Raw genomic sequence first — 20,795 nt, 5'->3', positions numbered from 1 at the left:
TATCTCGGCGCGGAGCGGTTACGCGAGCGAAACCCGGCAGGTTCAGGGCTTCGAGAAGTGCCATTGGGGTATGGTGTAATTGGCAACACACTGGTTTCTGGTACCAACATTCTAGGTTCGAGTCCTGGTACCCCAGCGCACTCCGGCCCTCGCGGGCAGGATGGCACAAGCAGTCAGAAGTTCGAGTAAGATGGAAAAGTACTGGCCCCATCGTATAGCGGCCTAGTACGCTGCCCTCTCACGGCGGTAACGCGGGTTCGAATCCCGCTGGGGTCACAGCAGTCCTCACGGACATCACGGAACGTCCCGGACATCATCACGATGCCCGGGACGTTCTGCTTTAACCACAACCGCGCGCCGGGGGAGACAGCGGGCGGATGTCCGATGGCCGGGCGCCCTGCTCCAGCCGGCCCTGGGCGCGGCTGGCATGATGGGTCCATGAGCGCACCCTCTCCCTCCGGCGACGCCCGCGGGCTCCCAGCCCTCCTCCGGGAGGTCCGTGGAGCACTGGAGGAGCTCACCTTCCCCCTGGACCTGCCGACCTCGGTCGGGGCGCGATCCTCCGCCGCCGCCGCTCGTGCCCAGCTGAACGACTACATCCTGCCTCGGCTCGCCAGCCTCGATGCACCCCTGGTCGCCGTGGTGGGGGGATCGACCGGTGCGGGGAAATCCACGCTGGTGAACGCGCTCGTGGGCCGACCGGTCTCCGTCACGGGCGCCGTCCGGCCGACCACGCGGCAGCCACTGCTCCTCCACCATCCCGACGACGGCGCGTGGTTCGACGACGCACGGATCCTGCCGACCCTGAGCCGGGTACGCCTGGCCGCCGACGACGGCCTGCAGGAAGGAAGCCCGGCCATCGATCCGGGCCGCGCACAGCTCCACCGGGCCACGGGGGCGGACACCCTGCTCCTGCGGCCCATGCCCGGCCTCCCCGCAGGACTCGCGCTGCTCGACGCCCCCGACGTCGATTCCATCGCCGATGAGAACCGCCGGCTCGCGGGGCAGCTGCTCGCCGCAGCGGACCTGTGGATCTTCGTCACGACGGCGAACCGCTATGCGGATGCCGTGCCGTGGAAGCTGCTGGCGGAGGCGGGACGGAGGGACGTGCTCGTGGCCGTCGTGCTCGACCGCGTACCGAGCGGTGTGGAGGAGGAGATCCGCGGTGACCTCCTCACCCTGCTCGCGGCAGAGAACCTCGGTCATGCCCCCATCTTCGTCGTGCCCGAGGTGCGGCTCGACGCGACACGGATGCTCCCGCCGGAGACGGTGGAGCCGATCTCCCGCTGGCTGCAGGCCCTGGCCGCCGACGCGGAGGGCCGCCGCGACATCGCCCGAAGGACCGTCGGGGGAGCCATGCGCGCCCTCGCCGGACGGATGGATGCCATCGCGGACGCGGTCCTGCAGGAACAGGCGGTGGGGGACTCCCTCCGGGCGTCGCTGGATGCCGCGTACCGCGATGCGCTCGCCGACGTCCTCGCTGCGACCGAGGACGGCAGGCTGCTCCGCGGGGAGGTCCTGGCCCGCTGGCAGGACTTCGTCGGGACCGGTGAGTTCATGCGTGGCCTGGAGACGAGGATCGGCCGCGCACGGGACCGTGTGACGGCCTTCTTCACCGGCAGGCCCGCGCCCGCCTCGACGGTCGCCGAGGCGATCGGCAGCGGTCTGCAGACCGTCATCACGGAGCAGGCGGCCCGGGCGGACGAGGCCACGCGACGGCGGTGGCGCTCGGACCAGGCCGGTGCCACACTGCTGCGGGATGTCCCTCCGTGGCGTGCGGACGACGTCGGCGTGCAGGTGGCGCGCGAGATCCGCGCCTGGCAGCAGGACCTCCTCCGCCTGGTCCAGGCGGAGGGCGCGGACAAGCGCTTCACGGCGAGGATGCTCTCCTTCGGCGTCAACGGGATCGCCGTCGCCCTCATGGTGGTGGTCTTCGCCTCGACCGGTGGATTGACCGGCGGTGAGCTCGGGATCGCGGGCGCCTCGGCCATCGCCGGACAGAAGCTGCTCGAGGCCGTCTTCGGCGACGACGCCGTCCGGCGCCTCACGGCGACGGCGCGCACGAACCTCGCCGCCCGTGTCGAGGGACTGTTCCGCGAGGAGCGCGCTCCCTTCGAGGCGTCGCTGGCGCCCCTGACGCACCAGACCCCGGCGGAATCCCTCCGGGTGCTCACGCGCAGGCTGCGCACGGCGTTGCCCGCAGGGCAGCACCCGTCGGCGGAGGGTGAGGCGTGAGCCGGCACGGAAATACCGCGGTGGAGGCGCCGCTCGCCACGACGCTCACCGTCGTCCTGGACCACCTGCAGGACGCGTACGAGCTCGGTCTGGACCGATTGCCGGAGGACCACCTCCAGCGGCTCTCCGTCGCCCTGGACCGGGCCGGCGTGCGCCGCTCGCTGTCCGCCGACCACACCGTCGTCGGGGTGTTCGGTCCGACCGGCAGCGGGAAGTCCTCCCTGGTGAACGCGCTGAGCGGCACGGCTGCGGCCCGCGTGGCCGCCCGTCGCCCGACGACGTCGGAACCCCTGGCCCTCGTCTGGGGGCGGCACGGGAGCGACGAACTGCTCGACTGGCTCGATGTGCGGCAGCGGGTGGAACTACCCGAGGGGACGCCGCTGGTCCCGGGGGCCGCGATCGACGACGGGCACGACGACGTCGGGGCCGGCGCTGCTGTCCGCAACCACGGCGACCGCGATCAGCCCTCCTCCGATGCAGGTACCCGTGCGACCGGTGGCGCGGACAGTGGCGCGCGCGCGATCGGGACGAAGGCGGCACGACGGGATTCCGGCGGCGCGGATGGTGCCCCCCGCAGGGGCTTCCTGCGCCGGCTGCGGCGCCGTCCGGCTGCGCCGTCGACCGTCCGCACGGCGCCACCGGCGCCACCTGCCGAGCCGTCGGACAGCATTCCGGGGCTGATCCTGCTCGATCTGCCGGACTTCGACTCCACCGCCCTCGCGCACCGAGGAGTCGTGGCCCGCCTGACCGGGCAGGTGGACGTCCTGCTGTGGGTCGTGGATCCGCAGAAGTACGCGGACGCCGCCTTGCACCACGACTTCCTCCGCGACCTCGCCACCCATGAGGCGGTGACCCTGGTGGCGCTCAACCAGGTGGACCGCCTCGACCCGGAGGACGTCGGGGCCGTCACCGCGTCCCTCTCGGCCATCCTCGCCGGCGAGGGGCTGCGGAATGTCGTGGTGGTGCCGGTCTCGGCCAGGACAGGGCTCGGCATCGATGTCCTGGCGGACCAGATCGGTGCGCTCGCGGAGACCCGCGCCGCAGCGACACGCAGGATAGCCGCCGATGCCGCCCGATCCGCCGCCGAGCTCGTGCCCTTCGCCCCCGATCAGCCGATCCGGCCGCCGTCGGAGGCAGCGCGGGAGGCACTGGGCGACGAACTCGGAACGGCAGCCGGCGTGCAGGTCGTGGTGGACGCCGTGCGCAGCTCCTATCGCCGTGACGCCCACGCCACTGCCGGCTGGCCCGTGACCCGCTGGATCGCCGGGCTACGCCCCGATCCGCTGCGCCGCCTGAACCTCCGGTCCCGCGACCTCGCACCCGAGCTGCGGACGTCCTCGCTGCCGTTCGCGCAGCCGGCACAGCGCGCGCGCGTCGACCACGCACTGCGGGTCTTCGGGGATGCAGCGGCGGGGGACGCCGTCGAGCCGTGGCGTACGTCCATCCGCGATGCGGCCCGCGGCACCGCGGACCACGTCACCGACGACCTCGATTCTGCCGTCACCGGCACGGACCTGGAGAGCGGCCCGCGAGCCTGGTGGAGCGTCTTCGGGGTCCTCCAGTGGGTGGCCTTCGCGGCCCTCGTCGCCGGCCTGGCCTGGCTCGGGGTGCTCGCCGTCCTGGGGTTCCTCCAGCTGCCCGCCATCGACGTCCCGCGCGTCGAGGGCTTCCCCGTCCCCACCCTGCTCATCCTCGGGGGACTCGCCGCGGGACTCCTGCTCGCGGTCCTGGCCGCACTCCTGGCGCGCTGGGGTGCAGCCCGGCGCGCCTCCCGCGTGCGCCGGCGACTCCTCGCAGCCTGTTCACGCGTGGCCGACGACGTGGTGCTGCTCCCCGTCGCCGGGGAGGTGCAGCGGTGCAACGCCTTCGGTTCCGCCGTGCGGGCCGCCTTGTCCGGCCGCTGAGAACCGGCCGCTGAGAACCGGCGCTGAGAACCGGCGCTGGGGACAGCGGGTGGGGAGAGGGGTGGGGTCGGCCGGTGGGGTCGGCCGGTGGGGTCGGCCGGTGGGGTCGGCCGGTGGGGTCGGCCGGTGGGGTCGGCCGGTGAGGACGACCAGTGGAACCGGCCGGTCGGGACGCGCGCCGAGGACCAGCGCGCCCCCGGTATCAGGAGGACGCGGTGCGGGCGATCGGGCTGTGGCCGGAGCAGACCCACTCGACCGACCCCGTGCGGATCCGTTCGGCGAGGAGCTGCACGGTGCGGGCGGCGACCGCCCGGTCGTTGATCAGCGGGGCGTAGAAGTCGCGGAGCGTGCCGTCCGCTCCGACCAGTGCCGCATCGCCGGTGAACAGGACCCCACGCCATTGGTAGGCGTAGTGGCCGGGTGTGTGACCCGGCGCCGGCAGGTACTCCAGGCCCGAGAAGATCTCGCCGGAGCCGTCGAGCTCCCGGGCACCCTCCGGGAGTGTCACGCGGGCGATCCTCTGCAGGAGCTTCCGGAACAGGGTCTTCGGCGCCAGCCGTCCGCGGAGCACGTCGGCGTCCGCCGCACCGATCCACACGGTCGCTCCGAGGGCCGCCTGGAGCTTGGCGGCCACCTGTGCGTGGTCGACGTCGTAGTGGGTCAGGACGATATCGGTGATGCGGCCCGTCATCTCCTCGTTGGCGCGCAGCTCCGCGAGGACGCCGTCGAACCCTGACGTCATCCCCGGGTCGATGACGGCAGCGCGTCCCGCGCCTGCGACGACGAAACCGTGCGACCCCTTCTGGTGTTCGAGGCGGTAGCAATCCTGGGCGATGAGGCGCATGTCTGTCCTTCTGCTGGTTCTCCGGGGTCGGCGCGGGCGGAGGGATCCGCGCGCCGGCTCGTACATCCGGACGCCGCTCGGCCCTCCGGCGACAGGTCCCATTGTGCCGCTCCTCGTCAACCCGGTGCGTCCGGGCGTCCCGTCACGCGTCGAGCAGCCGGAGGACCCTGTGCACGGTGTTGATGTTGCGGGTGGTCGAGACGGCGGCGTAGCGGGACCGCGCCAGGATCCTGGCGAGGGGGACGTCGGTGGAGCTGCCCTTCGGCGAGCACCAGGTAACCGCGGGAGCGCCCTCGAGGAGGACGGGGAGGTCGGCGAGATCGCGTGCCTCCGCGAGGAGTGCGTCGCGCTCGGCAGGGTCGGTGAAGAAGGTCACGTACGTGTGCTGATCGGGAGTCGCGGCACGAGCCGTCCGATCGCCTCCGGGGTCGGCGGCCCCCACCGGCACGGATGCCGCCAGGGTCACCAGATCGCCGTGCTCGACGACGACGACCCACGCCTCGTACGCGAAGCGGCGGCGCAGGGCGTCCTGGACTGCCGTCCTCAACGCCTGCGGGTCGAGATCCGAGGTACAGGTGGCATTGCCGCTCGCGAGGACCGTCGCCACGTCCCGGAGCGGCAACCCGGCGAGGAGTTCCCGCAGATCCGCCATCCGCAGGGTGATCCCGCCGACATTGACGCCCCGCAGGAAGACGGCGTAACGGTGGGACGGCGCCGTCCCACCCGGGAGGTCCGTCCCGGAAGCCGGCGCCGTGCCGTCGCTCCCGAGGCCGGGGGCCGGCAGACGAGGGGCCGTGTCCTGCCGCGGGGAGTCCGCTGGTGTCTCGGCGGCCATGTCAGTCGGCGGCCTTGCCCACGGCCAGGGTGAGTTGCCGGGCGGCATCGGAGACGACTTCCGCATGGATCCGGCCGGGCTGCCGCGTCAGCCGTTCCATGGGTCCCGAGATCGAGACGGCGGCGATGACCCGGCCGGATGGTCCTCTGACCGGCGCGGACACCGAGGCGACTCCGGCCTCCCGCTCGCCGAGGCTCTGTGCCCAGCCCCGGCGTCGGACCCCGGCCAGGACCGTCGGCGTGAAGCGGGCGTTCTGCAGGCCCTTCAGGAGGCGGTCGTGGTCCTCCCAGGCCAAGAGGCACTGGGCCGCCGACCCGGCGCGCATGGACAGCTGTGTGCCGACGGGGATGGTGTCCCGCAGGCCCACCGGCCGCTCGGCGGAGGCGACGCAGACGCGCCAGTCGCCCTGCCGCCGGAAGAGCTGCGCGCTCTCCCCGGTCGCGTCGCGGAGACTCAGCAGCACCGGCCCCGCGGCGGCGATCAGGCGGTCCTCACCGGCTGCCGACGCCAGCTCGACGAGCCTGCTGCCGAGGACGAAGCGGCCCTGCATGTCACGGCCCACGAGCCGGTGGTGGGTGAGGGCCAGCGCGAGACGGTGGACCGTCGGCCGTGCGAGGCCCGTCGAAGACACCAGCTGGGCGAGCGTCGTGGGTCCGGCTTCGAGGGCGTCGAGTACGAGCGCGGCCTTGTCGATGACGCCGACGCCGCTAGAATTGTCCATAGGATGATATTGCCGTCTCATTATCTGAGACGCAAGCCGTCCGGCTGGCCCTGACCCGCCGGCGCTGGTTGAGTGGGTGGCACCGGGGCCCCCTTGCGACCAACACGTTCGGGGAACAGCCCGGGGAGACATCGAGGAACAGAGTGAGGACGACCGTCATGGGCAAGACACTGGCAGAGAAGGTCTGGGACGCGCACGTGGTCCGCAAGGGTGACGTGGTCGGCGCCGAGGCCCAGCCCGACCTCCTCTACATCGACCTGCACCTCGTGCACGAGGTGACCTCCCCGCAGGCCTTCGAGGGCCTCCGCCTCGCCGGGCGACCGCTGCGACGTCCAGACCTGACGATCGCCACCGAGGACCACAACACGCCGACGATCGACATCGACAAGCCGATCGCCGATCTCACGAGCCGCACCCAGATCGACACCCTGCGGGCCAACTGCCGCGAGTTCGGCGTCCGCCTGCACTCGCTGGGCGACGCCGAGCAGGGCATCGTCCATGTGGTGGGTCCGCAGCTCGGCCTGACCCAGCCGGGCCTCACCGTCGTCTGCGGTGATTCGCACACCTCCACGCACGGGGCCTTCGGTGCCCTCGCCATGGGCATCGGCACCTCGGAGGTGGAGCACGTCATGGCCACCCAGACGCTGTCCCTGAAGCCGTTCCGGACGATGGGCATCACGGTCGAGGGGACGCTGAAGCCGGGTGTCACCTCGAAGGACATCATTCTCGCGGTCATCGCGAAGATCGGCACGGGCGGCGGCCAGGGCTACGTGCTCGAGTACCGCGGCTCCGCCATCCGGTCGCTGTCCATGGAAGCGCGCATGACCATCTGCAACATGTCCATCGAGGCGGGAGCCCGTGCCGGGATGGTGGCGCCGGACGAAACCACCTTCGACTACCTGAAGGGGCGGCCGCACGCACCGCAGGGCGCGGACTGGGACGCCGCCGTCGCCGACTGGCGAGAACTGCGCACGGACGACGACGCCGTCTTCGACGCCGAGGTGTTCCTCGACGCGAACGATCTCGAGCCCTTCGTCACGTGGGGCACCAACCCGGGCCAGGGCGTCTCGCTCTCGCAGTCCGTCCCGGCACCGGAGGACTTCGCCGACGAGAACGACAGGGCCGCCTGCAGCAGGGCCCTGGAGTACATGGCCCTGGAGCCCGGAACGGCCATGAAGGACATCCGCGTGGACACCGTCTTCCTCGGCTCCTGCACCAACAGCCGGATCGAGGATCTCCGGATCGCCGCTGACATCATAAGGGGACGCGAGAAGGATCCTGCGATCCGGATGATGGTGGTGCCGGGTTCGGCCCGCGTCCGCCTGCAGGCGGAGGCCGAGGGGCTGGACCGCGTCTTCAAGGACTTCGGCGCAGAATGGCGCTTCGCCGGGTGCTCGATGTGCCTGGGGATGAACCCCGACCAGCTCGCCCCGGGGGAGCGCTGCGCCTCGACCTCGAACCGCAACTTCGAAGGACGCCAGGGCAAGGGTGGGCGCACGCACCTCGTCTCGCCCGTCGTCGCCGCTGCGACGGCCGTCCGAGGCACCCTGAGTTCGCCGTCGGACCTCGGCCCGCTACCCGGCGGCACCGGTGTCCACGTCACGACCCCGTCCTCCGTCCCTGCTGCCTAGGAGCCGTTCCATGGAGAAGATCACCACGCACACCGGGATCGGCGTACCGCTGCGCCAGAGCAACATCGACACCGACCAGATCATCCCCGCGGTCTACCTCAAGCGGATCACCCGCACCGGATTCGAGGATGCGCTCTTCGCCGAGTGGCGCAAGGACAGGGAGTTCATCCTGAACCGCGAGCCGTACACGCGCGGCTCGGTGCTCGCCGCCGGCCCGGACTTCGGCACCGGGTCCTCCCGCGAGCACGCCGTCTGGGCGCTGAAGGACTACGGGTTCCGTGCCGTGCTCTCCTCCCGGTTCGCGGACATCTTCCGGGGCAACTCGGGCAAGCAGGGGCTCGTCGCGGCGCAGGTCGCCCAGGACGACATCGAACTCATCTGGAAGGTGCTGGAGAACGAACCGGGCACCACGGTGACCGTGGACCTCCAGGCCCGCACCGTCCAGTGCGGCGCGGTCAGCGCACCCTTCCAGCTCGACGACTACACGCGCTGGCGGCTCCTCGAGGGCCTCGACGACATCGGGCTCACCCTGCGGCAGGAGGAACACATCACGTCCTTCGAGGCCCGGCGCCCCGCCCACAAGCCCCTGACGCTGCCCGCGCGCTCCTGAGCGGCGCGTCCCGCCCGGCGGCAGCGGCTGCGGCGTGGGTCGCTGCGCCGGCTCGGACTGTCGGCCCGGGGTGTCGGGCACGTCACGGGCCTCCGACCGGCGGACAGGAATGACGACGCACCCTCACCGGTTGCTCTCACCGAACAGGGAGTGCACCAAGTACCCTTGTATTTCTGTCTGCTCCGTGGTGCTCCTATGCTTGTAACGGGCATTTTCGAGTCCGCGGGGGTTCAACGTATGAAGAAACTAGGTATCCATGGGTAGCGTTCTGACCATTCGCGGCGGCATTCCGTTGAGGGGCAAGGTATCCGTTCGCGGTGCGAAGAACCTCGTCCCGAAGGCCATGGTCGCCTCTCTCCTCGGCAACACGCCGTCGGTCCTCCGGAACGTGCCGGAGATCAAGGACGTCGACGTCGTCACCAGCCTCCTGCAGCTGCACGGCGTGAAGGTGACCAAGGATCCCGTGACCGGGGACCTCACCATGGACCCCAGCGACGCGAAGATGGCCCGCTCCAAGGACATCGACGCCCACGCCGGCGACTCGCGCATCCCCATCCTCTTCTGCGGTCCACTGATGCACAGCATCGGTGAGGCGTTCATCCCCGATCTCGGCGGCTGCAAGATCGGTGACCGCCCCATCGACTACCACCTCGAGGTGCTCCGCAACTTCGGTGCCGTCGTGGACAAGCGTCCCGGTGGCATCTCCATCTCCGCTCCCAAGGGCCTCCACGGCGCGAAGCTGACGCTCCCGTACCCCAGCGTCGGCGCGACGGAGCAGGTGCTCCTCACCGCGATCCGCGCCGACGGCATCACCGAGCTCTCCGGTGCCGCCGTCGAGCCCGAGATCATGGACCTCATCGCCGTCCTGCAGAAGATGGGCGCGATCATCACGGTGCAGACGGACCGCGTGATCCGCATCGAGGGCGTCAAGGAGCTCACCGGCTACAACCACAAGGCCATCTCGGACCGCAACGAGACCGCGTCCTGGGCGTCCGCCGCCCTCGTGACACAGGGCGACATCTATGTCGAGGGCGCCCGTCAGCTTGACCTCACGGCCTTCCTCAACACCTACCGGAAGATCGGCGGCGCGTTCGACGTCGACGACGACGGCATCCGCTTCTACCACCCGGGCGGTCCGCTCTCGCCGCTGGTCCTCGAGACCGACGTGCACCCCGGCTTCATGACCGACTGGCAGCAGCCCCTCGTCGTCGCGCTGACCCAGGCGGCGGGAGTGTCGATCGTGCACGAGACCGTGTACGAGAACCGCTTCGGCTTCACGGAGGCCCTCATCCGGATGGGCGCGAACATCCAGGTGCACCGCGAATGCCTCGGCAGCGTGCCGTGCCGGTTCGGGCAGCGCAACTTCCTCCACTCCGCCGTCATCTCCGGACCCACGCAGCTCCGCGGGGCCGACATCGACATCCCCGACCTGCGCGGCGGCTTCAGCCACCTCATCGCCGCGCTCGCGGCCGACGGCGTCTCCCGGGTCACCGGGATCGAGCTGATCAACCGCGGGTACGAGCGCTTCCAGGACAAGCTCGAGGGCCTCGGCGCCGACTTCGACATCACGGAGGATGCCCCGGCTGACGCCGTGGCAGTCTCCTAGGCGGTTCGGGCACATGGGGGAACCACGGGGTTCGCGCGCCATGTTCACCTTCCTCGCCTCCTGGGTGAGGCCGGTGATGAACGCCATGATGGCCAAGGAGTGGCGGGGCCAGGAGCGGCTCCCCCGGGGGACCGGCATGATCGTCTGCCCGAACCACGTGACCGAGATCGATCCGATCGTGGTGGGCCACTTCCTGTACAACCAGGGTGTCATGCCGCACTTCATGGCGAAGGCGTCGCTCTTCTCCGTGCCCGTGATCGGGTCCATCCTGCGCGTCATCCGCCAGGTGCCGGTGGAGCGCAGCTCCGCCGGGGCCAACCGATCGCTGGAGGCCGCGCGCGAGGTGCTCGCGGACAACGGCGGCATCATCATCTACCCCGAGGGCACGCTGACCCGGGACCCCGCCCTGTGGCCGATGAAGGGGCGGACGGGTGCGGCGCGGCTCGCCCTGCAGACCGGGGCGCCCGTCGTGCCGATCGCCCAGTGGGGGGCCCACGAGGTCTTCCCCCGCTACGCCAGGCGCTTCCACCTGGTCCCACGCAAGCGTGCCCGCGTCCTGGTCGGTGAACCCGTGGACCTCAGCGAGTTCCGAGGTGCCCCGCTGACCCGCACCACCCTCGACGCCGCGACGGAGCGCATCCTCGATGCGATCACGGAGCTGCTCGCCGAGCTGCGCGGTGAACTGGCGCCCACGGAGCGCTGGGATCCGGCCGCGAAGCAGCAGACGTCGACCGGCCGTGATATCGGTGCGACGGGCGGGAACGCCGGGGATCCGCCGTCCGCCGAAGAGTCGGGAGCTGCATCGTGAGCGATTCGGAGACCGGCGCGCCCGGCACTGCCCACCACGCCGTCGCGGTACGCCCCGACGGTGCCCCCCGGAAGATCGCCGTCCTCGGCTCCGGGAGCTGGGGGACCACCTTCGCGAAGGTGCTGGCCGATGCGGCTCCGGACACCGACGTCGTGCTGTGGTCCAGACGCCCGGAGGTGGCGGAGGAGATCTCCGTGCACCACCGCAACTCGCGGTACCTCGGGGACACCCGGCTCCCGGGCAACGTCTCCGCCTCGGCGGAGATCGACGCCGTCCTCGTGGACAGCGACCTCGTGGTCCTCGCCGTCCCCGCGCAGACGCTGCGCGCCCAGCTGCCCGCCTGGCGGCCCCTCATCCCGTCCCACGCCGTCGTCGTATCCCTCATGAAGGGCCTCGAGGTCGGCACGGACGCGCGCATGAGCGAGGTGATCGCCGAGGAGCTCGCGCTGCCGGCCGAACGGATCGCCGTGCTGTCCGGGCCGAACCTGGCCATGGAGATCGCCCGGGAGGAGCCGACGGCGTCGGTCGTCGCGTGCCCCGACCACGACACGGCGACCTGGATCGCCGCCGCGTGCACGGCCTCCTACTTCCGCCCGTACACCTCAACGGACGTGATCGGGGTGGAGATCGGTGGCATCGTCAAGAACGTGATCGCGCTGGCGGTCGGCATCTGCGAGGGCCGCCGCATGGGTGACAACACCAAGGCCTCCGTCATCACGCGCGGCCTCGCCGAGACCACGCGCCTCGCCGTCGCCCTGGGCGGGCGCCCCGAGACCATGGCTGGACTGGCGGGCATGGGCGACCTCATCGCCACGTGCTCCTCCGCCCTCTCGCGCAACCACACCGCCGGGCACCTGCTCGGCCAGGGCCTGACCCTCGACCAGGTGACGGTGCGCATGAACCAGACCGCGGAGGGCATCAAGTCGGCGCATGCCGTCCTCGACTCCGCGACGAAGCTCGGTGTCGACATGCCCATCACGGCGAGCGTGGTGGCCGTGCTGCAGGGACGCCTCTCCGTCAACGACCTCGGGCCGCGGCTGCTGGCCCGCAACCTCAAGCCGGAAGGCGATCACGCACCGTGACCACCGAGACTCCAGCCCCGTCCAAGCCCCGCGTCCTCGTCCTGTTCGGCGGCCGGTCGAGCGAGCACGCCGTCAGCTGCGTGACCGCGGCGGGTGTCCTCGAGGCGATCGACCGCTCCCGCTACGACGTCATCCCCGTGGGCATCGCGAAGAGCGGCCAGTGGTCGCTCGTCTCGGCCGATCCTGCGGCCTGGTCGCTTCGTTCCGATGTCCTGCCCGAGGTGACAGCGACCGCGCAGGCCGTGGTGATGGGTACCGCCGACGGTGGTGCGGGACAGGAACTCCTCGTGGCCGCGCCCGGGTCCGTGCCCGAGAGCCTCGGCGGGGTGGACGTGGTGCTGCCCCTGCTCCACGGCCCGTTCGGCGAGGACGGCACCCTGCAGGGCCTGCTCGAGATGGCGGACATGCGGTACGTCGGCGCCGGGGTGCTGGCCTCCGCGGTCGGCATGGACAAGCACTTCATGAAGGTGGTGTTCGCCGCCGCGGGCCTCGAGGTGGGTCCCTATGCCGTGGTCTCGGACCGGCAGTGGCGCACCGCCCCCGACGACTCCTGCGAGCGGGCCGCCGCCCTCGGCTTCCCCCTGTTCGTCAAGCCGGCGCGTGCGGGCTCCTCGATGGGCATCAGCCGGGTCGAGGACGCCGGCGGGCTCCGCGCCGCGATCGAGAAGGCGCGGGCCTTCGATCCCAAGGTGGTGATCGAGGCCGGTATCGAGGGCCGCGAGATCGAGGTCGCCGTGCTGCAGGGCCGGGGCCTCGACGGCCCCCGGACGTCCCTGCCCGGTGAGATCGCGATGCAGCCGGGCGATCACGCGTGGTACGACTTCGAGGCCAAGTACGTGGACGGTGCAGCCGCGGAACTGTCCTGTCCGGCTGATCTCCCGGGCGACGTCATCGATCGCGTCCGGGTCCTCGCCGGGGAGGCGTTCGACGCGATCGGCGGCGAGGGGCTCTCACGCGTCGACTTCTTCTACACGCCGGACGGTCGGCTGGTCATCAACGAGATCAACACCATGCCGGGCTTCACGCCGATCAGCATGTATCCGCAGATGTGGGCGAAATCGGGTCTCGGCTACACCGAGCTCATCGACGAACTGATCGGGCTGGCGCTGGAGCGGAGCACCGGGCTGCGCTGACGTCGCGGTGCACGCTGCGCCGACGTCGCGGTGAAGGGTCGGTCCTCAGGTGAGGACGACGACGCCCAGGAGTGACAGCCCCGCCAGCAGGGTGGTCGCCGCGGCACCCACGGCGGCGAAGCGCCCGCCGGTGCGCAGCAGTCTCCGCAGGTCGATGCCCGCCCCCAGGCCGAACATGCCCGCAGCGAGCAGGATGGTCGTGACGGTCCGGCCGATGTCCAGGGCGGGCTGCGGGAGGACCCCGAGCGATCGCAGGACCACCATCGTGAGGAAACCGACGACGAAGAGCGGAACCACGGGTGTGGAGCGACGGGCCGCGCCCGTGTCCGAGGAACCCGCCACCATCCGCCCGCCGGTCGTCCGACCGGGCGTCGAGGCGTTCGGCCACACGGTGCCGGCCTCGGTCGTGGCGGCGTGCAGGCCTGCGGAGGAGTGACGTCGCTCACCGATGCTGGCGATGGCGGCCACCGGGGCGAGCATGAGGACGCGACCGAGCTTCACCACCGTGGCCGACGCCAGCGCCACGGTGCCCGCCGTGCTCGCCACCGCGACGACCTGCGCGACCTCGTGGACGGCCAGCCCGGACCAGACCCCGAAGCGGGTCGCATCGAGGCCGATCGCGGCGTTCGCCAGGGGCAGGACGATGATCATGAGGGAGCCGTAGAGGGTGACCATCGCGACGGCGGAGGCCACCTCGTCGTCGTCCGCCTCGACGATGCCCTGCATCCCGGCGACGGCCGACGCTCCGCAGATCGAGAAGCCGGCCGCCATGAGCAGGGATGCGGAGCGGCTCAGTCCGAAGCGCCGCCCCAGCCAGAGGGTTCCGTAGAAGCTGAGGACGACGCACGCGACGATCAGCAGGATGACCTGCGGCCCGAGCGCGAGGATGTCCGGCAGGGCCAGCTGGAGTCCGAGCAGCACCACGCCCGCGCGCAGGAGCCGCTTGGTCCCTCCGCCGATCCCCGGGCGCAGGGAGGCCGTGTACAGCCCGGAGTTCCCGAGGAGCATCCCGAGGAGCAGCGCGAGGACGAGGGCCCCGAGGAGCGTCTGGAGGGATGCGAGGAACAGCGTGATGGCAACGCCGCCCGCCATGACGAGGAGACCCGGGACCCACGCCCGACGCTGTGGATCCCGGGGTGGGGTGCTGCTGGCATCTCCCACGGGGCAGATCCTTCCGGCCGCCCTGGACGGGCTCGAGTAGTGTCGGACCGATTCTGCCAGAGGCGGTGGGCTACACCGACCGCTCCCGGTGGGACGGGATGATTCCCTCCGTCAGCGCGTTCGGCGTACCGAAGCGGTGAGCGGTGATGCTGATCGCCTGTTCCTGCAGGAACGGCAGGAGTTCCACGCGCCCCGACTCCGTCACCGGCTGTGCGTAGACCGCGAGGTCCGGGCGTCCGCCCGTCGCGGCGGCAAGCTCGGACGCGCCGGCTCCGATGAGTCGGACGCGGCGTACCGCCGAGGTCGACGCAGTGGCGAGCCACGCGGCATCGTCCTCCGTCGTGAGGCTCTCGGCCTGCGCGGCGACGACGGGGCGGAGCGCCGCAGGCAGCTCGACGGCGCTCGAGACGGAGACCGGGGCGCCGGCGGCGCGGGCGGCCAGCAGCACGCGGACGAGATCGGAGACCGGCGCACCTTCCGCGAGCCGGACGGTGACCGGGTGGGCGACGTACCGGAAGAGGTTGCGCTCGGCCGAGAGCGCGGAGACGTCCCGCACGGCACCGAACTCGCCGGTCCACGCCTCGGCGTCCGACGCCGCCGAGCGCGCCAGCCGGGCGAGGTCCGCCTCCGGCAGTCCCGCGGACCGGGCCGCCGTGAGCAGGGGAGCGGCGCCGGCCAGCGGCGCGGCGTCGGCGGTGGACTCCCTGGCCGACCAGGAGCCGAGACCCGCGAGGTAGTTGGGGCCTCCGGCCTTCGTCCCTGCGCCGACCGCCGACTTCTTCCACCCGCCGAACGGCTGCCGCTGCACGATCGCGCCGGTGATCCCGCGGTTGACGTACAGGTTCCCGGCCTGGACACCGGCCAGCCAGATGGCGATCTCCTTGCTGTCGAGGGAGTGGATGCCCGAGGTGAGGCCGTAGTCGATGTCGTTCTGCAGCGCGATGGCCTCCTCGAGGGTGGCGGCCGTCATGATGCCGAGGATCGGCCCGAAGTACTCCGTGAGGTGGTAGGTGGACCCGCGCTTCACGCCGTCACGGACGCCGGGGCTCCAGAGCCGACCGCCGGCATCGAGCTTCTGCGGTTCGATCAGCCAGGACTCACCCTCGCCGAGGGTCGTCAACCCGTCGAGGAGCTTGCCCGCGGCCGGTTCGATGACGGGCCCCATCTGCGTGGTGGGGTCCTCGGGGTAGCCCACGGTGAGGGAGGCGACGGCGTCCAGCAGCTGATTGCGGAAGCGGTGCGATGTGGCGGCGCTTCCCACGAGGATCACGAGCGACGCCGCCGAGCACTTCTGCCCTGCGTGCCCGAAGGCCGACTGCGCCACGTCCTTCGCCGCGAGGTCGAGGTCGGCACTTGGCGTCACGATCACCGCGTTCTTGCCCGAGGTCTCGGCGAGCAGCGGAAGGTCCGTCCGGAAGGAGCGGAAGAGTTCCGCGGTCTCGTATCCACCGGTGAGGATCACCCGGTCCACGCGCGGGTCGGCGATGAGCCGGCGGCCGAGCTCGTTCTCCTCGAGCTGCACGAGGCGCAGGACCTCGCGCGGCACACCGGCCGCCCAGAGGGCGTCCACCATGACCGAACCGGAGCGGCGGGCCTGGGAGGCGGGCTTGATGATGACCGCCGAGCCGGCGGCGAGGGCGGCGAGGGTGGAGCCGGCCGGGATCGCGACGGGGAAGTTCCACGGCGGGGTGACGACGGTGAGCCGTACCGGGGAGAAGGCGGCACCGTCGACGTCGTCGAGGTCGCGGGCACGCTCCGCGTAGTAGTGGGCGAAGTCGACGGCCTCGGAGATCTCCGGGTCGGCCTGGTCCAGCGTCTTGCCGGTCTCGGCGGCCATGACCTCCATGAGCTCGGCACGCCGGGCCTCGAGGGCGTCGCCGGCCCGGTGCAGGATCACGGCCCGCTCGGCACCGGTCAGGGAGCCCCATTCACCCGACGCCGCGACGGCACCGGCGACGGCGTCCTCGAGGTCCTCGGCGCGGGTGAGCGTCGTCGCTGCCACGAGGTCGTTCCCGAGCTGCGAGGTGGGGACGCGATCCAGGATGGCCCGGCCCCAGGCGCGGTTTGCGGGGAGCGAGGGATCGGTGTCCGGGGTGTTCACGAAGCCGGTGCCCGGGTGGGCAGGCTCGGGACGGGTGCGATCCTGCCGGCGGTTCGGCGCCGGAACGGTGTCGTCGAGATCGCCCAGCGAGGCGAGGAACCGGTTCTTCTCGCGCTCGAACAGGGCCTCGTTCTCGGTGAGCTCGAAGACGGCGGACATGAAGTTGTCCTGGCTCGCGCCCTCCTCCAGACGGCGGATCAGGTAGGCGATGGCGACGTCGAACTCGCTCGGGTGCACCACGGGTGTGTAGAGCAGGAGGGAGCCCACATCGCGCTTGACCGCCTCGGCCTGCCCCTGGGCCATGCCGAGGAGCATCTCGAACTCGATCCCGTGCCGCACGCCCCGGTCGCCGGCGAGGAGCCAGGCGAAGGCGAGGTCGAAGAGGTTGTGGCCGGCCACGCCGATCCGGACGTTCTCCACCCGGCCGGGCTGCAGTGCGTAGTTGAGGACGCGCTTGTAGTGGGTGTCGGACTGCTGCTTGGAGCCCCAGGTGGCGAGCGGCCAGTCGTGCAGCGAGGCTTCCACGGTCTCCATGGGCAGGTTCGCGCCCTTGACGACGCGCACCTTGATGCCCGCTCCACCGCGCGCCCGCCGGGCGGCGGACCACTCCTGGAGGCGGATCATCGCTGCGAGCGAATCCGGCAGGTAGGCCTGCAGCACGATCCCGGCTTCCAGGTCGAGGAACTCGGGACGGTCCAGGATCTTGGTGAAGACCGCGATCGTCAGGTCGAGGTCTTTGTACTCCTCCATGTCGAGGTTGATGAACTTCCTCGACCCGGACCGTGCGGCCAGGGTGTAGAGGGGCGTCAGCTTCTCGGCCACGTGCTCCACGGCCTCCTCGAACGCCCACGCGGGGTGCGGAGCCACGGTGGAGGACACCTTGATGGACACGTAGTCGACATCCGGGCGCTCGAGCAGGCGGACGGTCCCCTCGAGGCGGCGCTCGGCCTCACGGTCGCCCAGCACGGCCTCACCGAGGAGGTTGACGTTCAGGCGGACTCCCTCGCGCCGGATCTTCGCGATCGAGCGGCCGAGCTTCGCCTCCGAGGCGTCGATGATGAGGTGTCCCACCATCTCGCGCAGCACGCGCCGCGCGATCGGGATGACCACCTGGGGGAGGACGGGGGCGACGCCGGCGCCGATCTTCACGGCGGCGCGCATGTACCAGGGGAGGAAGCCGGGCACCATGGGCGCGATGGCGCCGAGGTTGCGCGCCGCGACCGAGAGGTCCTCCGGACGGATGACGCCGTCCACGAAGCCGACCGTGAAGGCCAGTCCGTTCGGATCCTTCAGGACGCCTGCCAGTTGCTGTGCGGAGGCGTCCACGGGCACCTTCGACGCCTCGGTGAGCCAGCGCCGCACGAGCGCGACGGATTCCTCGGGCAGCGTCGCCGAGATCTCGGTGGTCCCGCCGGGCACGGCGAGGAAGCGGGTGGGGCCGCCGTCGTTCACCGGGTGGGTGTCGACGGACGGGTCGGGGGTGGCCGCTGTGGCGGCGAAGCCCTCGAGGGGCGGGATCTGGGTTGTCATGGCAACGGCTCTCGGTCGGTCGGCTCACGCCGGGCACAGGATGAAGCAGCTACTTCACGTCCCAGTATCGACCGGCCGTAGGATGGGGAAAAGCGATGAATACCGAAGGGTATTCGTCAGCGGAACCGAAGAACCGGGACCGCGGGAACGACCCCTGGAGGCACGGTGCTGGACCTGCGGAGACTGCGCCTGCTCAGGGAGCTCAAGATCCGCGGCACGCTCGCCGACGTCGCCGCGGCCCTCAGCTACAGCCCGTCCTCCGTGTCGCAGCAACTGGCCCTGCTGGAGAAGGAAGTGGGCGTCGAACTCCTGCGGAAGACCGGACGGCGCGTGGTCCTGACGCCGCAGGCCGAGGTGCTCGTCGCGCACACGGCGGAACTGCTCGAAACCCTGGAGCGGGCCGAGGCCGACCTCGCGGCGTCGCTGACCACGGTCTCGGGGACCGTGCGGGTCGCCGTGTTCCAGTCCGCGGCGCTCGCGCTGATGCCCGACGCCCTGACGGCCATGAACCGGGACTACCCCGAGGTCCGGGTGGAGATGGTGCAGCGCGAACCGGAGAGGGCGCTGTACGAGACCTTCGCCCGCGACTTCGATCTCGTCATCGCCGAGCAGTACCCCGGGCACGCCGCCCCGCGCCATGCGGAACTGGACCACGTACCGCTCACCCAGGACGCGATCCGCCTCGCCGTCCCGCGGGCAGGGGAACGCGCCGTCACGGCCATCACCACGGTGGCGGATGCCGCGGACGCGGCCTGGGTGATGGAACCGAGGGGTGCCGCGTCCCGCCACTGGGCGGAGCAGGCATGCCGCCGTGCCGGGTTCGAACCGGACGTGCGCTACGAGACCGCCGATCTCCAGGCCCAGATCCGGCTCATCGAGTCCGGCAACGCCGTCGCGCTCATGCCGGATCTCGTGTGGACCGGGCGGAGCGTCCCCGTCCGGCTCCTCGACCTCGACGAGGACCCGCGGCGATCCATCTTCACCTCGGCACGCCGGGCCGGCGCGCGCAGACCCGCCGTGCTCGCCCTCCGCGACGTCCTCGGACGAGCCGCGGCCGGCGCGCGGCGGCCCGCGCAGGAGCAATAAACCGTCCGCCGATCCCGTTCAAAGCATGACGCACGTTTTCGCCCTGTTCCGCACCGCTCCTAAGGTTGTTGCATGCCCGCCCAGCCCGTCCGCTCCTTCCCGTCCGCGTTCCCGTCCGGGTCCCCGTCCGTTTCCGCCAGCGTGGAGCGGGTCGCGGAGACCGTGCTGCCCACGCGGCACGGGACCTTCCGGCTGGTCGGGTACCGCGACGGCGGCGGGACGGAGCACGTGGTGCTCGCGCAGGGGATCGACGACGACGCGACCGACATGTCCGCGGCGCCGCCGCTCGTGCGGGTCCACAGCGAGTGCCTGACCGGGGATGCCCTCGGATCATGGCGCTGCGACTGCGGGGAGCAGCTCGACGCTGCGCTCGCGGAGATCGCCCGCGAGGGTCGTGGCGCCGTGGTGTACGTCCGTGGACACGAGGGTCGCGGGATCGGCCTGCTCGCGAAGCTCAAGGCGTACGCACTCCAGGACCAGGGGATCGACACCGTGGATGCGAACACCGCGCTCGGTCTGCCGGTCGACGCGCGCCGGTACGACCAGGCCGCCGAGATCCTGCAGGACCTCGGGATCAGGGCCGTGCGCCTCCTCTCCGGGAATCCCGCCAAGGAGGAGGCCCTGGCGGACCTGGGGATCCGTGTCGTCGAGCGGCGGGGGCTCGTGGTGTCCGAGCGCTCGGAGAACGCACGCTACCTGGCGACGAAGCGGGCCCGGATGCGCCATGACGCCGCGCCGGTCGCCGACGCCTGGGACCTGCTGCTGGACGGCATCGTGCCCGCTGCACCGCCGCCCGGTGAGGCCGAGGAGCTGGCCCACCGCTACGGCTACGTGGCCGGTGCCACCGGGCAGCTCGTCATCGGGCAGCTGCGGCAGAGCCTCGACGGGTTCATCGCCTCGCGGACGGGTGACGCCGGGCTGCACGAGGACCGGGGCGATCACGGCCACCTGCAGCGCCTGCGGGCTCTCGTGGACGCCGTCGTGGTCGGGGCGTCGACCGTCCTCGCGGAGGACTGCTCGCTCGCTGTCGAGGACGTCTCCGGCACGAGCCCCGTGCGCGTGGTGCTCGACGCCGGCGCGAAGGTCGGTGTGCAGGCACGCGTCCTCGCCGACGACGGCGTCCCGACCCTGTGGATCACGGGATTCGGAGCGGTGGTCCCGACGGGCCTGCCCGCGTCCGTCGAGGTGGTCCGGCTCGCGGAGGACGATTTCGCTCCCCGGCGCGTCCTCGACATCCTGCAGGCGCGGGGGCTGCGGAAGGTGCTGATCGAGGGGGGCGGGAAGACGGTGTCCCGTTTCCTCGACGCCGGGCTGCTCGACAGGCTCTACCTCACCACCGCGCCCGTCCTCGTGGGCGACGGCGTGCCGGGCATCCGGTTCAGCGGCTCGGATGCCCTCGACGAGGCCCGCAGCGCCCCCGTGCGGCGCTTCGTGTTCGGACAGGACATCTGCACGGAGTTCAACTTCGCCGCGGTGCGCTGACGAGGGTGACGGACGCCGGACGAACG

Annotated in this window: 15 protein-coding genes and 2 tRNA genes; 12 read left to right on the top strand and 5 right to left on the bottom strand. The window is 71.4% G+C overall.

Annotated features, from left to right (window positions below; translation table 11 throughout):
• Nucleotides 1-64 precede the first annotated feature (64 nt).
• The 4 genes from NVV32_RS09760 to NVV32_RS09745 all read left to right on the top strand — a co-directional run bounded on the left by NVV32_RS09760 (nt 65) and on the right by NVV32_RS09745 (nt 4,139).
• Nucleotides 65-136: transfer RNA gene (locus NVV32_RS09760), tRNA-Gln, on the top strand.
• Nucleotides 137-203: 67 nt separating this feature from the next.
• Nucleotides 204-276, top strand: a tRNA-Glu gene (locus NVV32_RS09755).
• Between the two features lie 162 nt (nt 277-438).
• On the top strand, nt 439-2,235 hold the full coding sequence (locus NVV32_RS09750) for a dynamin family protein (RefSeq protein ID WP_422390026.1): 1,797 nt from the start codon (nt 439-441) through the stop codon (nt 2,233-2,235).
• Complete coding sequence (locus NVV32_RS09745) at nt 2,232-4,139, top strand: GTPase (protein ID WP_422390025.1); 1,908 nt, start codon at nt 2,232-2,234, stop codon at nt 4,137-4,139. The genes NVV32_RS09750 and NVV32_RS09745 overlap by 4 nt, the downstream gene beginning before the upstream one ends.
• A gap of 202 nt (nt 4,140-4,341) precedes the next feature.
• Here the strand turns inward: NVV32_RS09745 and NVV32_RS09740 are convergent, their stop codons facing one another.
• The 3 genes from NVV32_RS09740 to NVV32_RS09730 form a co-directional block, all read right to left on the bottom strand.
• Entirely contained in the window at nt 4,342-4,983 is a 642-nt protein-coding gene (locus NVV32_RS09740; RefSeq protein ID WP_422390024.1) for an MBL fold metallo-hydrolase, read from the bottom strand.
• Nucleotides 4,984-5,125: 142 nt separating this feature from the next.
• The gene (locus NVV32_RS09735; protein WP_422390023.1) at nt 5,126-5,818 is read right to left on the bottom strand and encodes a DUF1697 domain-containing protein; all 693 of its coding nucleotides are present in this window, start codon (nt 5,816-5,818) and stop codon (nt 5,126-5,128) included.
• Nucleotide 5,819: 1 nt separating this feature from the next.
• Nucleotides 5,820-6,539, bottom strand: a complete 720-nt coding sequence (locus NVV32_RS09730) for an IclR family transcriptional regulator (RefSeq protein WP_422390022.1) — start codon at nt 6,537-6,539, stop codon at nt 5,820-5,822.
• 158 nt (nt 6,540-6,697) lie between these two features.
• On the opposite strand from NVV32_RS09730, the gene leuC reads away from it, so the two are divergent.
• The 6 genes from leuC to NVV32_RS09700 all read left to right on the top strand — a co-directional run bounded on the left by leuC (nt 6,698) and on the right by NVV32_RS09700 (nt 13,409).
• On the top strand, nt 6,698-8,170 hold the full coding sequence (gene leuC, locus NVV32_RS09725; protein ID WP_422390021.1) for a 3-isopropylmalate dehydratase large subunit: 1,473 nt from the start codon (nt 6,698-6,700) through the stop codon (nt 8,168-8,170).
• A 10-nt stretch (nt 8,171-8,180) separates the two neighbouring features.
• Nucleotides 8,181-8,780, top strand: a complete 600-nt coding sequence (leuD, locus tag NVV32_RS09720) for a 3-isopropylmalate dehydratase small subunit (RefSeq protein ID WP_422390020.1) — start codon at nt 8,181-8,183, stop codon at nt 8,778-8,780.
• A gap of 256 nt (nt 8,781-9,036) precedes the next feature.
• The gene (gene murA, locus NVV32_RS09715) at nt 9,037-10,386 is read left to right on the top strand and encodes a UDP-N-acetylglucosamine 1-carboxyvinyltransferase (RefSeq protein ID WP_055770578.1); all 1,350 of its coding nucleotides are present in this window, start codon (nt 9,037-9,039) and stop codon (nt 10,384-10,386) included.
• Between the two features lie 13 nt (nt 10,387-10,399).
• Nucleotides 10,400-11,194, top strand: coding sequence for a lysophospholipid acyltransferase family protein (locus NVV32_RS09710; protein WP_422390019.1), 795 nt, complete (start codon nt 10,400-10,402; stop codon nt 11,192-11,194).
• A gap of 74 nt (nt 11,195-11,268) precedes the next feature.
• Nucleotides 11,269-12,276, top strand: a complete 1,008-nt coding sequence (locus tag NVV32_RS09705) for an NAD(P)H-dependent glycerol-3-phosphate dehydrogenase (RefSeq protein WP_235498918.1) — start codon at nt 11,269-11,271, stop codon at nt 12,274-12,276.
• The gene (locus tag NVV32_RS09700; RefSeq protein WP_422390018.1) at nt 12,273-13,409 is read left to right on the top strand and encodes a D-alanine--D-alanine ligase family protein; all 1,137 of its coding nucleotides are present in this window, start codon (nt 12,273-12,275) and stop codon (nt 13,407-13,409) included. Before NVV32_RS09705 ends, NVV32_RS09700 begins: the two co-directional genes overlap by 4 nt.
• A gap of 45 nt (nt 13,410-13,454) precedes the next feature.
• Here the strand turns inward: NVV32_RS09700 and NVV32_RS09695 are convergent, their stop codons facing one another.
• Together NVV32_RS09695 and NVV32_RS09690 are read right to left on the bottom strand one after the other, a co-directional pair.
• Complete coding sequence (locus tag NVV32_RS09695; protein ID WP_422390017.1) at nt 13,455-14,570, bottom strand: YeiH family protein; 1,116 nt, start codon at nt 14,568-14,570, stop codon at nt 13,455-13,457.
• 70 nt (nt 14,571-14,640) lie between these two features.
• On the bottom strand, nt 14,641-18,201 hold the full coding sequence (locus NVV32_RS09690) for a bifunctional proline dehydrogenase/L-glutamate gamma-semialdehyde dehydrogenase (protein ID WP_422390016.1): 3,561 nt from the start codon (nt 18,199-18,201) through the stop codon (nt 14,641-14,643).
• Between the two features lie 165 nt (nt 18,202-18,366).
• On the opposite strand from NVV32_RS09690, the gene NVV32_RS09685 reads away from it, so the two are divergent.
• Together NVV32_RS09685 and ribA are read left to right on the top strand one after the other, a co-directional pair.
• The gene (locus tag NVV32_RS09685) at nt 18,367-19,287 is read left to right on the top strand and encodes a LysR substrate-binding domain-containing protein (protein WP_422390015.1); all 921 of its coding nucleotides are present in this window, start codon (nt 18,367-18,369) and stop codon (nt 19,285-19,287) included.
• 72 nt (nt 19,288-19,359) lie between these two features.
• Entirely contained in the window at nt 19,360-20,769 is a 1,410-nt protein-coding gene (gene ribA / locus NVV32_RS09680) for a GTP cyclohydrolase II (protein WP_422390014.1), read from the top strand.
• Nucleotides 20,770-20,795 lie beyond the last annotated feature (26 nt).

The organism is Arthrobacter sp. N1, from assembly GCF_048288285.1.
Lineage (GTDB): Bacteria > Actinomycetota > Actinomycetes > Actinomycetales > Micrococcaceae > Arthrobacter_D.
The sequence above is the reverse complement of the archived record's forward strand: the minus strand, read 5'-3'. Positions and strand labels throughout refer to the sequence as shown.

Coding starts and splice junctions, on each gene's coding strand:
- NVV32_RS09750 (WP_422390026.1), top strand. CDS start 439: ATGAGCGCACCCTCTCCCTCCGGCGACGCCCGCGGGCTCCCAGCCCTC.
- NVV32_RS09740 (WP_422390024.1), bottom strand. CDS start 4,983: ATGCGCCTCATCGCCCAGGATTGCTACCGCCTCGAACACCAGAAGGGG.
- NVV32_RS09735 (WP_422390023.1), bottom strand. CDS start 5,818: ATGGCCGCCGAGACACCAGCGGACTCCCCGCGGCAGGACACGGCCCCT.
- NVV32_RS09730 (WP_422390022.1), bottom strand. CDS start 6,539: ATGGACAATTCTAGCGGCGTCGGCGTCATCGACAAGGCCGCGCTCGTA.
- leuC (WP_422390021.1), top strand. CDS start 6,698: ATGGGCAAGACACTGGCAGAGAAGGTCTGGGACGCGCACGTGGTCCGC.
- leuD (WP_422390020.1), top strand. CDS start 8,181: ATGGAGAAGATCACCACGCACACCGGGATCGGCGTACCGCTGCGCCAG.
- murA (WP_055770578.1), top strand. CDS start 9,037: ATGGGTAGCGTTCTGACCATTCGCGGCGGCATTCCGTTGAGGGGCAAG.
- NVV32_RS09710 (WP_422390019.1), top strand. CDS start 10,400: ATGGGGGAACCACGGGGTTCGCGCGCCATGTTCACCTTCCTCGCCTCC.
- NVV32_RS09690 (WP_422390016.1), bottom strand. CDS start 18,201: ATGACAACCCAGATCCCGCCCCTCGAGGGCTTCGCCGCCACAGCGGCC.
- ribA (WP_422390014.1), top strand. CDS start 19,360: ATGCCCGCCCAGCCCGTCCGCTCCTTCCCGTCCGCGTTCCCGTCCGGG.